Source organism: Halobacteriovorax sp. JY17 (genome assembly GCF_002753895.1).
Classification (GTDB): Bacteria; Bdellovibrionota; Bacteriovoracia; order Bacteriovoracales; family Bacteriovoracaceae; genus Halobacteriovorax.
Map to the genome: position 1 here is coordinate 210,350 of NZ_NJER01000003.1, position 13,260 is coordinate 223,609.

Consider the following 13,260-nt stretch of genomic DNA (forward strand, 5'->3'; position numbering starts at 1 on the left):
ATAAGATAATGGCAGAAATTAAGAGAATAGGTCTTCTTTGTAGCGGTGGTGATAGTCCAGGTATGAATTGCGCAATTAGATCAGTTGTAAGATCAGCAATAAACGCTGGCCTTGAGGTTTATGGAATTCAAAGAGGATTTTCAGGGCTCCTTGAAGGAAATATAAAGCCATTAGATGTCTCAAGTGTTGGTAATATTATTCAACACGGAGGAACAATTCTTCAAACCTCTAGATGTCCTGAGTTTCATGAAGCCGATACCAGAAAAGAAGCCGCTCATATTTTAAAGAGAAAGAAAATTGATGCCCTTATAGTCATTGGAGGCAACGGTTCTTTTAATGGTGCCTATGCTCTCCATACAGAGCACGGAGTTCCAATGGTAGGAATTCCAGGAACGATAGATAATGATATCTCAGGAACTGACTACTCTATCGGTTTTGATACGGCCGTGCAGACAGCAATCGATGCTGTCGATAAAATTAGAGATACGGCGTCATCTCATGAGAGAACGTTCATTGTCGAAGTGATGGGAAGAAGATCTGCGGCCATTGCTCTTCATGTAGGAGTTTGCACAGGTGCTGAGAATGTCGTTCTCCCGAGTGAAACCTTAGATGTTGAAGAGATTTCAAATGATATAAAACGTGGAATAAAGCGGGGAAAGAATTCCTCCATTATTATTGTGGCGGAAGGTGAAAAAGAAGGCCTTAGCCACCGTATTCAAGAGCAATTAAAGAATAACTTCTCTATTGACTCTCATGTCTGTATTTTAGGTCATATTCAAAGAGGTGGAAATCCTTCTGGGCAAGATCGCTTTATAGCTTCTGGAATGGGTTATCTTGCAATTGAAGAACTACTCAAAGGAAATCACTCTTTTGTTACCTCTTACAGAAATGGCCATGTTGTTCCAGCTCCTTTTAATGAATGTCTTGAAAAGAAAACTGAATATCTTCCTCAGTACATAAATCTAGTTAAGACCCTATCGATTTAATACGGTACTCATCCAGTGGAAGATGAATAATCTCTTCCACTGGCAATCTCATAAGACCTAGACACTCAACTTGTCCTTTACTTGTAATTATTTTCCACACTTTTTCACATTTTGAAGAATTAAAATAATCTAGATAGCTACCTTGAATTTTCAATGGACGAATCTCTCCCTCAAGCGTTATCTCACCTCCGCAAATACAATCACTCAATCTTGAAATCGGTAAGCACTCAGCTAAAGACCAATACAAAATTAAAATAGGTAATTCTAACCATCTCACTTCTTCTTTTTGAAGACTTCCTCCCACTTCTTCTACACAAATTACATATCTTTTAAGAGGTATTCTCATAGAGGACTTCCTCGTGAGATAAATGATCTTCTCTTTCAATATCTTAGAATTACTTGAACCTACTTTTATCTCTAGCCCCGGAATTCCTTTTGTTGCATAAGCAAAGATATTTAAAGTCTTATAGACATTCTTATTTAGAATTATCCCTTTAATCATTGATTCCATAAACTCCTCCAAATTGGTCAAGCTCATTGCAATTTTCCAATTAAGTTATAAGGCTAACTCGTTATTTTTACGATCTAGAAGGGCTATAAAAATTACTTTAACTCACATTCAAGACTCATTTTTTGATAAAAGAGCCTATGAAAAGAATTCTATTTATCTTCATTATTTCTATTAACCTTCATGCAGGAATTGTAAACTCCGACGATCGTCATGAGATTTCAGACTCTCCTATTGAAATTCAAGATATCTCAAAATCAATTGCGGCATTAATTCCAAAATCTAGAGTACAAAAACTAGAAGATGGCCGTTTTAAACTATCTGGACTCAGCTATATTGATGATTTTAATTTCTGCAAAGATGAAAACTTTGTAAGCACTCAAAGACTAATCGCTAATTGTTCTGCCTCACTCGTTGGAAGAAATAAAATAGCTACTGCTGCCCATTGTATTGATGATGAGCAGGGCTATTCTATTAACGACTACTACATTGTCTTCGACTATACATATAATGGTGAAGCAATGGATGAATTAATTTTAGAAAGAAATAGTGTCTATGAAATTAAAAGTCTTCTTCAACATACCTTCGACTTTCCAGGCGATAAAGATGTTGCACTCCTTGAATTAAAAGAGAATGTTGAAGGGAGAGCTCCTCTTAGAATTGCAAAGAATAGAATCAAAGAAGGAAGCGAAATCTTCATGCTTGGTTTTCCGCTAGGACTTCCAATGAAATATCATGACAATGGATTCGTAACCAGCTCTACTACGAACTTAAAAGGACAGAGCTCTTTTACTCACAATCTTGATACATTTTCAGTAAATTCAGGCTCGTCTATTTTTTCATCAAAAACTAATGAGATTATAGGAATTCTTGTTCGTGGAACTGGAATGAATTATGAAATGAAAGATGAAAAGAAGTGTAATACCTGGGGAAGAGGCGATCATCATAGCGGCGAAGCTAATTATATCGATCTTCTAGATATCTAACGGTTCATCAGAACTATATATACAAGAAATAGAGTTTTCTAATTTGGAAGAATGGGTCAACTCAAGAGTATAAGCGAATGCGTTCTTTAGTTTTAAACAATCATTTTTAATACTACTTGAGCACTTAAAATCTGTATCACACTCGACTTTTAAAATAACAGACTTTGCGTATTCACAGACGACATTATTCTTTGAAAGAACATCAACTCTCCCTCTAATAAGACTCTGCCTCTTTGAAGAATTCTTCTTACAAAAATCAAGAATACTCACGACTCTTGAAGTGCAATCAATTTTCGTCTGTCCCTTTGCGACTTCAACAAGATTATTCTTTACGCCCATCGCTTTACAAACATCACGAAACGAATACTTCTCGCTAGAAAGAGAAATGGCCTTGTTCTCTAAAACTTTAGAGAAGCAAGGCCATTGCATAAATAATAAAATTAATAGTGCTAGATAAATTGGTTTCATCAATTTATTAAGCAGGGAAAAGACCTCTAAGTCTCATTGCTCTTTCTAGTCTTGCTAGAGCTGCAATGAAAGCGGCTTTCTTCATATCAGTATTATACTTTGTTGCAGTTTCGTAAACATTTTCAAATGAATCTTTAAGAATGTCATGAAGCTTACCGTTAATCTGATCAAGGTCCCAGAAAAAGTTTTGAAGTCCTTGTACCCACTCAAAGTATGAAACGATAACACCACCAGCATTACAAAGAATGTCAGGGATAATGAATCCACCGCGCTTTGTAATAATATCGATTGCTTCTCTTGTTAAAGGACCGTTGGCACCTTCAGCAACAATTTTAGCTTTAACATTTCCAGCATTCTCTTTGGTGATAACACCATCAATAGCCGCAGGAATAAGAACGTCCACATCAAGTTCTAAAAGTTGAGCATTTGTAATAAGCTCTACACCCTCTAGATCTTTTAAGAATTTTCCTTGTCTTGTCCACTCATAGCATTTTTCAATATCAAGTCCATCTTTATTGTAAACAGCACCCGATACATCAGAAATTGCTACGATCTTTGCACCTTGCTCAGACAAGTCTTGTGCAGCTGGAACACCAACTTTACCAAAACCGTGAATTGCTACTGTTGTATTCTTATCGATAGTCATTCCAAGTTTTTGGTAAGCAAAGTTCACACAATAAGCTACACCTTTACCAGTTGACTCCGCTCTACCAAGGGAACCACCAATTGTAATTGGCTTACCAGTAACAACACCAGGAACTGTATAACCTTTGATTTGAGAATATGTATCCATGAACCAGGCCATCGTCTGTCCATCAGTTCCAATATCTGGAGCAGGAACATCAATAGTTGGTCCAATAATCATATTAATTTCTGTAGCATATCTTCTAGTAAGAGACTGAAGCTCTTGACGAGATAACTCATTAGGATCAACTTCAATACCACCCTTAGCTCCACCAAGAGGAAGACCAACTAGGGCACACTTAAAAGTCATAAGCATTGCTAGTGCAGCTGTTTCAGATAAATCAACTCCTGGATGATAACGAATTCCACCCTTACCTGGTCCTAGAGTCATATTGTGTTGAACTCTATAGCCTTGAAAAGTTCTAACCGATCCATCATCAAGACGAATTGGCACAGCAACTTGAAGTGCTCTCTTAGGATACTTTAGTCTCTCAAGAATATTTCTATCTAGACCCATAACATCAGCCGCCTGCTCTAATTGCTCGTAAGCATCTTTAAAAAGTGGGGCATCAAATAAGCTCATAACGGCTCCCTTGAATTATTAGTATTTGCAAATTTATGTTCCAAATTTACTACTACTTAATACTACTGAATAGCAATTTTTTTAGAATTTTTTGGATTAGAAAGGAGGAGGAAATTGAGCTGCGCTTCACTGTGCAGCATTTTTGATCAATTAAAATTCTTTGTTAAATAGAAGCTCAACAGTCTGACCAGTTGAAGCGATATCTCTCTTTTGAGCAGTACTTACTCTTGCAGTGATTTCCTCTGTAAGAGGCCTATCTAATCGCATTTCGTACTCATTATGTTTAACGTCATAATCAAAGTTTGCCTTAAGGCCAAGTGCAGCAATATCTTTATTTACATTTAAATTGATTCTTCCATCTAACTTCACAGAAGTTTCATTATTGATCCAAGGATTCTCAACGAACATTAACGCTTTTCCTTGTAAGACTCTCGCCTTAAATTTAAACCTTAGGTTTCTAGAAACTTGAACAGCTGTCTGAGGCTTTAGCGCCTTTTGAACTTTTCCAACTCTATGTAGAGTTGAACCTTCTTCAGCTTGCTTAATTTCGCCAGAAAGTCTCTTATCTAGGTATTTTAAAATATATTTATTAAAGTACTTCTGCCTATCTTCTTGATCTCTTATTTCATATAGACCTGTTGAGGCCACATTCCAATTTGTTGCATATTCTTCAACTTGTTCCCAGCTATCGTAAGTCTCTCTCATTCCCTTCATTACTCCTGCAGTATCTTCTACGAGAATATTTTCATACCAAAGAGTGACGTTATTAGGTCTGTCACTTGCTTCAACATCTGGAACAAAATTACTTGGTGCTCTTGTGGCAACTTTCTTATATGGGTTTAGATTGGATAGCATTTCTGAATTATCTTTAGAAGACTGTCCAAATGCACTATTGATTGAAACAAAGGCGCAAATAAGCATCGTGGCGTTTACCAAGTTCTTCTGTCTAAAGTTTAGACGCCCTGTTAAATTTTTACATACTCTTCGCTTCATACAAGTCCCTATTTTCCGTAGTTTAATGTTTAGCTACTTAAAATAGTGCAATAGGCGTACCAAAATTTGAGAAATACTCCATTCCATACGTGAAATTGTATAACCCACTAATTATTCTAACAGATTCAATAAAAATAGCGAGTCCTTAGTCATAGAGGGAATCCTAGGCCTCACGCAAAGCAATAAAAATGTATTATTTTTTGACGATTAGTATCTAATGTATTGAAAATACAAAAAAGGGCCCTAAGGCCCAATTGAAAATAGCGGTGATTACTGGTCAACCATATCCTTAGTTTCTTCAACCAAGGCCTTTAGGATGTCTTTGGTCTTCTTATCTAGCTTTAAGTCCTTTTGCTTCATATTCATTGCTTTAAGGAACGCGCTAGCAGTGAGACCTTTTGGAAGAGCTGACTTCTTCTTAGTAGAAGTAGATGCAGTAGCTTTCTTCTTGGTTCCGGCAGCAACAACTCCAGACTTAATTGCTTTCTTAAGTTGTGATCTCTTTGTTATTTCTCCAGCATGAACAAGCTTTGTAAGCTTTGTCTTCAATAGAGATTTTTCAAGAGCATCTAATTCAAGAAGAACATATTTTTCAATATTGTGGATTTTAGCAGATTCTCTAAGTTTAACTGGCATTCTAGCAATCAGTAGAGACCTATGAACTTCAGACTTAGAAATTCCAAGTGCCGCACAGATCTTTCTCTCACTAGCTTTTGTTGCTTTTTGGTAATTTAAAATACCATCAGCTTTATCAATATAGTGAAGTGCTTCTCTTGAAGAGTTTTCAGAGAATTGAATCGCCATTAGCTCTTCTTCAGATTTATTATCTAAAATAAAGCATGGGCACTTCTTCATATTAATGAGGCTCATCGCCCTAAAACGTCTTTCACCACAAATTAATGTGTAACCTTTTTCAGATTTATGAAGAACGAGTGGCTGAATAAGACCATTAACTTTGATGTTTGCAGAAAGCTCTTTTAATGATGAATCATTAAACTTAGTTCTAACCTGCTCTTTTACAATGATATCTTTAATGAGAATTTCATCTAACTTAGCGCCACGAAGTAATCTATCGTCAGCTAACTTAATTAAGTCACGATTTAAATTCTCAGAAAGATCGATTGTCTTTCTTTTCTTTTTTGAAACTCTAGGCGCGAATGACTTTGCCATACGTTGGTACCCCACATCCTTGTGATTTAAAATTTAATTATAGATTAAGCGATTCCCAAAGGGTTGCGTAATCTTGTTTTCCTCTACTACTATTTCCCATCATAAATACAGGCTTTCTCATTGAGATAGACTCTTGCATTTGAACGAGGTTTCTAATAGGTGGCGTGATATTAAAAGATTGAGAAAGTTCAACAATCCTTTGTTGCTCAATTTTTCTTCTAGTATCTACCATTGAAGGAATTATAGAAAAATCCAATCCTGGATTTTCAGTTTCTTTAATAATCTCGAAAGTATCCATCAACTCTTCTAGACCATCAATTGAGTAGTCCTGCGCTTGAGTAGGGATAAGAATTCTATTTGAAGCAACAAGGGCCATTATGAGTTCATCACCTAACATTGGCGGAGTATCAATAACAACGTAATCATAGTCAGCTTCAACTTCTTGAAGACGAAGTCTTAGAAGTCTTTCTTTTCTTCCAGCATCTCTTCTAATCTCACCTTCTGATAGAATCAAAAGCTTTGAAAGATTTGCAAGATGTCTACTTGAAGGAACAAGAGTTATATTGTCATAGAACTCTCCATCGCCTTCCGCTTTAACCACAACGTCCTCTGCAGGAACATCACCGATTAACCACTCAGGAATTAGAGTTCTTTGAATTTGAACACCGAGAGTTGAACTTAGGTTAGCTTGAGAATCAAGATCGATTACAAGAACCTTATGGCCTTGGTTCGCCAAATGGCATACCAATTGATAACACTGCATTGTTTTACCAACACCGCCTTTATTATTGGCAACTGTGATAACTTCCATGAATCACTCCTTAAATACACTGATATCCGATTCCAGTGTTTTTTAAAGGTCGAAAAAGACCTAATATACTAAAATAGTAAAAAATGAGTCACACTTCGTCAAAGAAAGAACACAATTTTTTTTCATAGCTAGACACATAGCACCACGAGACTGGACATTATGAGAAAAATGAACAATATTTGGGCCATACGAAAGGGAGAAAATAATGATCAAATCAATCAACTCAACTGAGTTAAAAACAATGCTCGATAACAATGAAGAACTTGTGCTAATCGATTGCCGTGAGCAAGAGGAATGGGATGAGGGACATATTGAAGGCGCAAAATTTATTCCTCTAAGTAAATTCCCAGAAATATATGCAAACGATTTAAAAGATAAAGAAGCAAATATTATTCTTCAATGTAGAAGTGGAAGAAGAAGCTTGAATGCTTGTCAATTTCTTCTAGGTGAAGATTTTGAAAATTTAACAAACCTAGAAGACGGAATTCTTGGTTGGCAAAATAACGGTTACGAAACTGTAAAATAATTGGAAGAAAAATGCTCAACTTGTTTGAAGAAGATAACCAAGACCACTTACCTTTAATTTCTGAAAAAGATCTCTCAGATGCAGAAGTTCTTATAGAGTTAAAAAAAATTAAAGAAGAACTTAAAGACCAAGTTGTTGTTCTTGGCCATCACTATCAACAAGATGACGTCATTCAATTTGCTGATGTAACCGGAGACTCTCTTAAGCTTGCTCAAGATGCTGAAAAGCTTGATAAGCCTTATATTATCTTCTGCGGTGTTCACTTCATGGCAGAGACAACTGATATGCTTACGAGCGATGATCAAAAAGTTATTCTTCCAGATCTTCGCGCTGGCTGCTCAATGGCAGACATGGCCAATAGAGAACAAATCGACAAGGCCTGGGAGTTTATGCAAACTTCTACCTCAGAAAAAATTGTTCCTATTACCTATATCAATTGTTCCGCTGCCCTCAAGGCCTTCGTTGGTGCCAATGGTGGAAGTATTTGTACATCTTCAAATGCTAGATCAATAATCGAATGGGCCTTTGAAGAAGGACAAAAACTTCTCTTCTTTCCAGATCAGCACCTTGGTAGGAATACATGTGCCGAAATGGGTATCGGTCTTGATGAAATGGTTGTCTACAATCCAAATATGTTCAACGGTGGACTTACTGCTGAGCAAATTGATAAGGCTAAAGTAATTCTCTGGTACGGATACTGCTCTGTTCATCAAGGCTTCACTGCAGCTCAAGTTGAAACAATAAGAAAAGAAAAACCAAATACAACAGTCATCGTTCATCCAGAGTGTTCTTATGAAGTAGTTAAAGCTGCTCACGATAATGGATCGACTGCCTATATTATAAATAAAATTAAAGATGCTCCTGCAGGTTCAAGTTTTGCAGTTGGAACAGAAATTAATTTAGTTAATCGTTTGGCGCAACAATTTCCAGACAAAGAAATCATTTCCTTATCTCCTTACCAATGCCTTTGCACGACAATGTATCGCGTTAGACCTCGCTGGTTACTTGCCAGTTTCAGAGCGATAAAGGAAGATAAACCCATAAATATAATTCAAGTTGATAAAGAGACCACAGAGCTTTCACTGAAGGCCCTAAGTAAAATGCTTGAATTAAGTTAATTGATACACACGCCATATTTTAAGGAAGAAAAATGATTTATGCTGATTACAACGGTAGTGCTCCTATTTGTGAAGACGTTAAAGAATACTTTATAAAGAGACTTCAAGACGGACCTTTTGCTAACCCAAACTCAATTCATAGACTCGGTACAAAAGTTTTAACAGCAATGGAAAACTCTAGAGCAATTTGCGCCAAAATTCTTGGAGCAAAGTACACGCAAATTATTTTTAACTCAGGTGCAACGGAAGGTATCACTCAAGTTTTTCACAGTGTACTCGACTCTGCAAAAGAAGATGGTAAGAATTTTGTAATCACTTCTGGTATTGAGCATTCTGCTGTTATTAACTGTGCAAAATTCTACGAGAATAAAGGTTATACTCACAAAGTTGTTCCAACACTTGGAAACGGAGTGATTGATCTCAAGCAACTTAAAGAGTGGATGCAAGAATTTAAGGGACGTATTGCTCTCGTTTCTATCATGGCAGCCAATAATGAAACCGGCGTAATTCAACCTTTTGAGGAAATCGCAACTCTTTGTACTTCTGACAACGTCCCATTTCTCTGCGACACCACTCAATTTATTGGAAAGTGTGAATTCAATTTTCAAAAATCAAATATCGATTATGCTGTTACTTCTGGGCATAAGTTTGGAGCACTCACAGGAACAGGAATGTTACTGGCGAAGCATCCTGCGAAACTGCATCCTCTTGTTATCGGTGGTGGCCAAGAAAAGGGGATTCGCGGTGGAACTCAAAACTATCTTGGCTATGAAACTCTAGCAGTTGCCCTAAATAGTTTTCAAAATAACGGAGCTGATAAGTACATTGCTCTAAAAGAAAAAAAATTAGTCTTTGAAGCAGAAATTAAGAAGCGTTTTCCTCAAGTAGTCATTCTTGGTGAAGAAGCCCCAAGAGTTTGCTCAACTACTTATATCGCTTACCCAGGAATCCACGGTCAAGCCGTTCAAATAGAACTTGAATCAGCTGATATCTTTGTTACAACTTCTTCGGCCTGCTCAGATAATGAACCTGTTACTTCAAAAGTACTCCGTGCAATGGGAGTAAATGATGAAGTCGGACGTGGTGTAGTTAGAATAAGTTTAGGACATTGTAGCCCCCTTGAAAGTTATGACGAAATCCTCGAAGCTTTAACTAATGCATATGAGAAACTCGGGAAAATAAAAAGCTACTAAGAATGAAGAAACTAGTCCTATCGATCATCACTATTCTTATAATTGGAGCATGTGCTACAAGTAGCATTCCGACTAAGGTATTGAGCGAGCCTGACTGGAAACCTTCTTCAAATAGTGATACTGAAAAACAAATTACGATTTCATCAATTAATTTCTTTAATAGCTCCCTCGCTCCATTTAATGAGCACTTTGAAGGAATCGGTGAAGTTAAGATAGGTGGAATTCAACTTCTAAAAACATATTCATCTATTCTAAAGAAAAGACTAGATAATAAAGTTCTACTCTTAAGTACCGGCGAATTAATTAATGAGAACCAAAAAGGCGGAATTGATCCAATTCTAAAAGAATTTGAAAATATCGGTGTTGACGCCTTTCACTTATCAGAAAAAGAACTAAGAAAACTTCCTATTTCAAAAATTGATAAATACGATAATAAATTTATTAATTCAAATATCATAGATCTTAAAAAACAATCACCTCTATCTTCTAAGAATATAGAGAACCACACCATTAAGACAATTGACGGTGTGAAGATTGGTATAATGGGAATTACGACTTTTAACAATGCCGAAGCGAGAAAACATAAATACCTAAATGGGCTCTACTTTGAAGACCCTATCTATAGTATTTTGAAAACTCACGACCTCCTAGAAAGAAAAGGTGCCAAGATTTTTATTCTTATGGTCAAAGGCCATAAGAGATGTCCCGATAATAAGTGTGAGTCTACAAGAGAAGAGATGGAAAAACTTTTAAAAAGACTACCTCCTAATAAAATTGACCTGATCATTGGGTCTGAGCCAGAACTACTCAATGAGAAAATTAGTGGTATTCCTTTCATACAAAACTCAGGAGCAGGAAAATTCTTAAGTAGAGTTGATCTCTACTTCGATACAAAGAAAGAGAGAATTAATACTTCTAAAACAAAAATCCATTCTCCTATAAAGTTATGCTCAGAATTCTTCACAGCAACTAATGACTGCCACATTGAAAATGACTACTACATGAAAGGAAAAATTGAACTCATCAAAGAAAATAAAGAATATATGACTAAAGCTAAATTTCTAGGGATAGAAATTTAAATACAAATAAGCACACCATCTTCACCACAAATAACTTGTAGATCATCTTGGCAAAACCCTGCTGGACTGTCATCAAAGCACAACTCTTGTATATCTTTACCGCTCCAAAGAACTCCCCTAGGACATGCAGGCCTTCCCTTTTCTCCACACTTCACAGGAGAACAAGCCTTTGATCCCCCACCAACACAATTATAGTCGACCAAGTACTCCCAACCATAGAGGCAATCTCCACAATTTGAAGAACCAGTAATTTCGCATCTATCATTCTTCTTTTCACAGAAGTCAATCTCTTCTCTTTCTTTCAAGTCCCAATCACCAAACCAGAGAGATGTCATAAGAGTTTGTCTATTCGCTTGTGTGATTCGAACACCTTTACTCTGCCTATACGTTCCTGAAGAAGAATACTTTGCAAGGTTTGCTCTTATATAGTCTTTACTTCGAAGCTTATTAGGAAGAGTTATGTTCACTATCCTTTCTTTTTCTTTAAAGAGGTAGCTCATAGTTATTCCATAGACTCCATTTCTAACACTCTTACCTTGAATATGATCTGTAGAAAACTTTACTTTAAGTTTCTTGATTCCCTCTACTGAAATCAATTCATTCGAGGTTGGAAGAGAAGGACAATCCTGCTCAGAAAGTTTTTCAACAATCTGAAGAATACCTTCTTTATTTGTCACTGGAATTTTATAATTTAAACAATAGTGATCAGAAGAAATTAGGTTCTGCCAACTTCCTGCAGGTCTCTCAATAATATTTCCCGTAGTGAAAGATGAGTTTTCAGAAAAACCACTTTCTAAAGTGAATGCTAATTTTAAATGATTTTCAAATTGAGAAATTAACTCATTACTTTTATAAAGCCTATCACAAGAGCAAAGAATTAATAGAGATATGATTAGTATCTTATTCATACGAATTCCTCATACATCTAAAACCTATTTCCAAACTTCTCCCATCGACACCTTCTGGTCTATCTTTACCCCAGTCAATATTTTTATCAAGGTGTGCTAATCCATCCCAGTAAAGTTTTTCACCAAGTACATGTACATCACTTTCTGCGGAAAAATAAAAACTTGATGCCCTTAGGTTTCTTCTGCTTTCCAGTTTATTTGAGTAGGCTTCAAAAGGACCTCCCATCACTTGAAAAATTCCGCTCCAACTTGAAGACTTAGTCATATGACTTACAAATGGAGTAACTTCAAAACAATCTCTAGTGTAGGACTTCTCACAATCAAATTTTGATAGAGGGAGATCTTTATCCTTCTTTAATTTAAATAAGAACGACTCAGAATTTCTTCTTGTCCAAGGATAGTCATATCGAATAAGAGTTCTTCCTGCTCCATCGGAAGACCCTGACGGATAAAAGCTTGCGGCCTCAATAACTTGAGCTGAGGCTAACCTCTTTCCTTTGAAAGCGCAGAACTTCTCCATTTCTTCAAGGGAGAGAAAGGCAGATGGTCTCTCTAAAGGGTACTTCTTTTCAATGCCTAGGCTTAGAGTTTCTATCCACTCATTTACTTCTCTATTAGTAACCAAAAACTTATCAACGAAAATATTTCTATTAAAATTATCCCAAGTCCAAGAAAATTTTCTCTTAGGAGATTTAAAAGTTTTATATCCATAAGACTTTTGAGGAAGGTAGACATCTCTACATGTATCCTCTAAATCAATATTAAATTCGTTCTTATTTAACTTTAGAGTTACCCTTGTAGAGAAAATTGCGATTCCTCTCTCTAAAGAGTTTTGTCTTGAAACTAAAGTATAGAATTTTCCCGTAGAAAATTTCTTTGCTTTAAAGTTTTCATTTCGTCTTAGGTAGCAATTTAAGAAAGTTGAATTGCACTGAGAATAGGAAATATCAACATGGTCTTTCAATTTTAAGTCGGGACAATAATTACCAATATCATTCCATTCTTCAGTTGATGCCCCTTCAGACCACTTCTTAGAAATTTTCTTAGAAGACTCAATCACCCTATCAATAACTTGAACTTCTTTCTCAAGATTTTTTATAGACTGAACACTACTCCATCTTAGAAAGGCCACTATGACACCAAAAACAACGGAGCACATTACTAGAGTGAAAAGAATGGTCTTTACTTTTTTCATAAAACCTTTTTTACAGGACTTAAATACCATATGGCCTTATAATTATATAGAG

At 36.2% G+C, this 13,260-nt stretch carries 14 protein-coding genes; 6 read left to right on the forward strand and 8 right to left on the reverse strand.

Annotation, left to right across the window (positions count from 1 at the left end; translation table 11 throughout):
- Positions 1-8: 8 nt before the first annotated feature.
- Positions 9-986 (forward strand): 6-phosphofructokinase, encoded by a 978-nt coding sequence (gene pfkA / locus CES88_RS13330; protein ID WP_290735261.1) that lies wholly within the window; start codon positions 9-11, stop codon positions 984-986.
- Here the strand turns inward: pfkA and CES88_RS13335 are convergent.
- Positions 967-1,497: a hypothetical protein gene (locus tag CES88_RS13335; RefSeq protein ID WP_290735264.1), complete on the reverse strand. Its 531-nt coding sequence runs from the start codon at positions 1,495-1,497 to the stop codon at positions 967-969. The genes pfkA and CES88_RS13335 overlap by 20 nt on opposite strands.
- Positions 1,498-1,634: 137 nt before the next feature.
- Here CES88_RS13335 and CES88_RS13340 point away from each other — a divergent pair, with 137 nt between their 5' ends.
- Positions 1,635-2,480 carry a serine protease gene (locus CES88_RS13340; RefSeq protein WP_290735268.1) on the forward strand — a complete coding sequence of 282 codons (846 nt, stop codon included), beginning with the start codon at positions 1,635-1,637 and terminating at the stop codon, positions 2,478-2,480.
- On the opposite strand, the gene CES88_RS13345 is transcribed toward CES88_RS13340, so the two are convergent.
- The 5 genes from CES88_RS13345 to CES88_RS13365 form a co-directional block, all read right to left on the reverse strand.
- Complete coding sequence (locus tag CES88_RS13345) at positions 2,469-2,948, reverse strand: hypothetical protein (protein WP_290735271.1); 480 nt, start codon at positions 2,946-2,948, stop codon at positions 2,469-2,471. The two genes, CES88_RS13340 and CES88_RS13345, sit on opposite strands and share 12 nt — an antisense overlap.
- Positions 2,949-2,955: 7 nt before the next feature.
- Positions 2,956-4,215 carry a Glu/Leu/Phe/Val dehydrogenase gene (locus CES88_RS13350; protein ID WP_290735274.1) on the reverse strand — a complete coding sequence of 420 codons (1,260 nt, stop codon included), beginning with the start codon at positions 4,213-4,215 and terminating at the stop codon, positions 2,956-2,958.
- Between the two features lie 150 nt (positions 4,216-4,365).
- Positions 4,366-5,208 (reverse strand): hypothetical protein, encoded by an 843-nt coding sequence (locus tag CES88_RS13355; protein WP_290735277.1) that lies wholly within the window; start codon positions 5,206-5,208, stop codon positions 4,366-4,368.
- Positions 5,209-5,478: 270 nt separating this feature from the next.
- Complete coding sequence (locus CES88_RS13360) at positions 5,479-6,378, reverse strand: ParB/RepB/Spo0J family partition protein (RefSeq protein ID WP_290735280.1); 900 nt, start codon at positions 6,376-6,378, stop codon at positions 5,479-5,481.
- Positions 6,379-6,415: 37 nt separating this feature from the next.
- On the reverse strand, positions 6,416-7,189 hold the full coding sequence (locus tag CES88_RS13365; RefSeq protein ID WP_290735281.1) for a ParA family protein: 774 nt from the start codon (positions 7,187-7,189) through the stop codon (positions 6,416-6,418).
- 205 nt (positions 7,190-7,394) lie between these two features.
- Between CES88_RS13365 and CES88_RS13370 the strand changes: the two genes are divergently transcribed.
- Genes CES88_RS13370 through CES88_RS13385 form a run of 4 tightly spaced genes read left to right on the forward strand, consistent with a single transcriptional unit; the run spans position 7,395 to position 11,105 of the window.
- Positions 7,395-7,715: a rhodanese-like domain-containing protein gene (locus CES88_RS13370; RefSeq protein WP_290735283.1), complete on the forward strand. Its 321-nt coding sequence runs from the start codon at positions 7,395-7,397 to the stop codon at positions 7,713-7,715.
- A gap of 11 nt (positions 7,716-7,726) precedes the next feature.
- Positions 7,727-8,833, forward strand: a complete 1,107-nt coding sequence (gene nadA / locus CES88_RS13375) for a quinolinate synthase NadA (protein WP_290735286.1) — start codon at positions 7,727-7,729, stop codon at positions 8,831-8,833.
- 32 nt (positions 8,834-8,865) lie between these two features.
- On the forward strand, positions 8,866-10,026 hold the full coding sequence (locus tag CES88_RS13380; RefSeq protein ID WP_290735289.1) for a cysteine desulfurase family protein: 1,161 nt from the start codon (positions 8,866-8,868) through the stop codon (positions 10,024-10,026).
- 2 nt (positions 10,027-10,028) lie between these two features.
- The gene (locus tag CES88_RS13385; protein WP_290735292.1) at positions 10,029-11,105 is read left to right on the forward strand and encodes a hypothetical protein; all 1,077 of its coding nucleotides are present in this window, start codon (positions 10,029-10,031) and stop codon (positions 11,103-11,105) included.
- Here CES88_RS13385 and CES88_RS13390 read toward each other — a convergent pair.
- Both CES88_RS13390 and CES88_RS13395 read right to left on the reverse strand, forming a co-directional pair.
- A complete protein-coding gene (locus CES88_RS13390; RefSeq protein ID WP_290735295.1) occupies positions 11,102-12,013 on the reverse strand; it encodes a hypothetical protein in 912 nt (303 codons plus the stop codon). The two genes, CES88_RS13385 and CES88_RS13390, sit on opposite strands and share 4 nt — an antisense overlap.
- Positions 12,006-13,208 (reverse strand): hypothetical protein, encoded by a 1,203-nt coding sequence (locus CES88_RS13395; protein WP_290735298.1) that lies wholly within the window; start codon positions 13,206-13,208, stop codon positions 12,006-12,008. The genes CES88_RS13390 and CES88_RS13395 overlap by 8 nt, the downstream gene beginning before the upstream one ends.
- Positions 13,209-13,260: the final 52 nt, after the last annotated feature.

Bases quoted from the DNA above. Each gene is read 5' to 3' on its own strand.
- pfkA (WP_290735261.1), top strand. From the start codon at position 9: ATGGCAGAAATTAAGAGAATAGGTCTTCTTTGTAGCGGTGGTGATAGT.
- CES88_RS13335 (WP_290735264.1), bottom strand. From the start codon at position 1,497: ATGGAATCAATGATTAAAGGGATAATTCTAAATAAGAATGTCTATAAG.
- CES88_RS13340 (WP_290735268.1), top strand. From the start codon at position 1,635: ATGAAAAGAATTCTATTTATCTTCATTATTTCTATTAACCTTCATGCA.
- CES88_RS13345 (WP_290735271.1), bottom strand. From the start codon at position 2,948: ATGAAACCAATTTATCTAGCACTATTAATTTTATTATTTATGCAATGG.
- CES88_RS13350 (WP_290735274.1), bottom strand. From the start codon at position 4,215: ATGAGCTTATTTGATGCCCCACTTTTTAAAGATGCTTACGAGCAATTA.
- CES88_RS13355 (WP_290735277.1), bottom strand. From the start codon at position 5,208: ATGAAGCGAAGAGTATGTAAAAATTTAACAGGGCGTCTAAACTTTAGA.
- CES88_RS13360 (WP_290735280.1), bottom strand. From the start codon at position 6,378: ATGGCAAAGTCATTCGCGCCTAGAGTTTCAAAAAAGAAAAGAAAGACA.
- CES88_RS13365 (WP_290735281.1), bottom strand. From the start codon at position 7,189: ATGGAAGTTATCACAGTTGCCAATAATAAAGGCGGTGTTGGTAAAACA.
- CES88_RS13370 (WP_290735283.1), top strand. From the start codon at position 7,395: ATGATCAAATCAATCAACTCAACTGAGTTAAAAACAATGCTCGATAAC.
- nadA (WP_290735286.1), top strand. From the start codon at position 7,727: ATGCTCAACTTGTTTGAAGAAGATAACCAAGACCACTTACCTTTAATT.
- CES88_RS13380 (WP_290735289.1), top strand. From the start codon at position 8,866: ATGATTTATGCTGATTACAACGGTAGTGCTCCTATTTGTGAAGACGTT.
- CES88_RS13385 (WP_290735292.1), top strand. From the start codon at position 10,029: ATGAAGAAACTAGTCCTATCGATCATCACTATTCTTATAATTGGAGCA.
- CES88_RS13390 (WP_290735295.1), bottom strand. From the start codon at position 12,013: ATGAATAAGATACTAATCATATCTCTATTAATTCTTTGCTCTTGTGAT.
- CES88_RS13395 (WP_290735298.1), bottom strand. From the start codon at position 13,208: ATGAAAAAAGTAAAGACCATTCTTTTCACTCTAGTAATGTGCTCCGTT.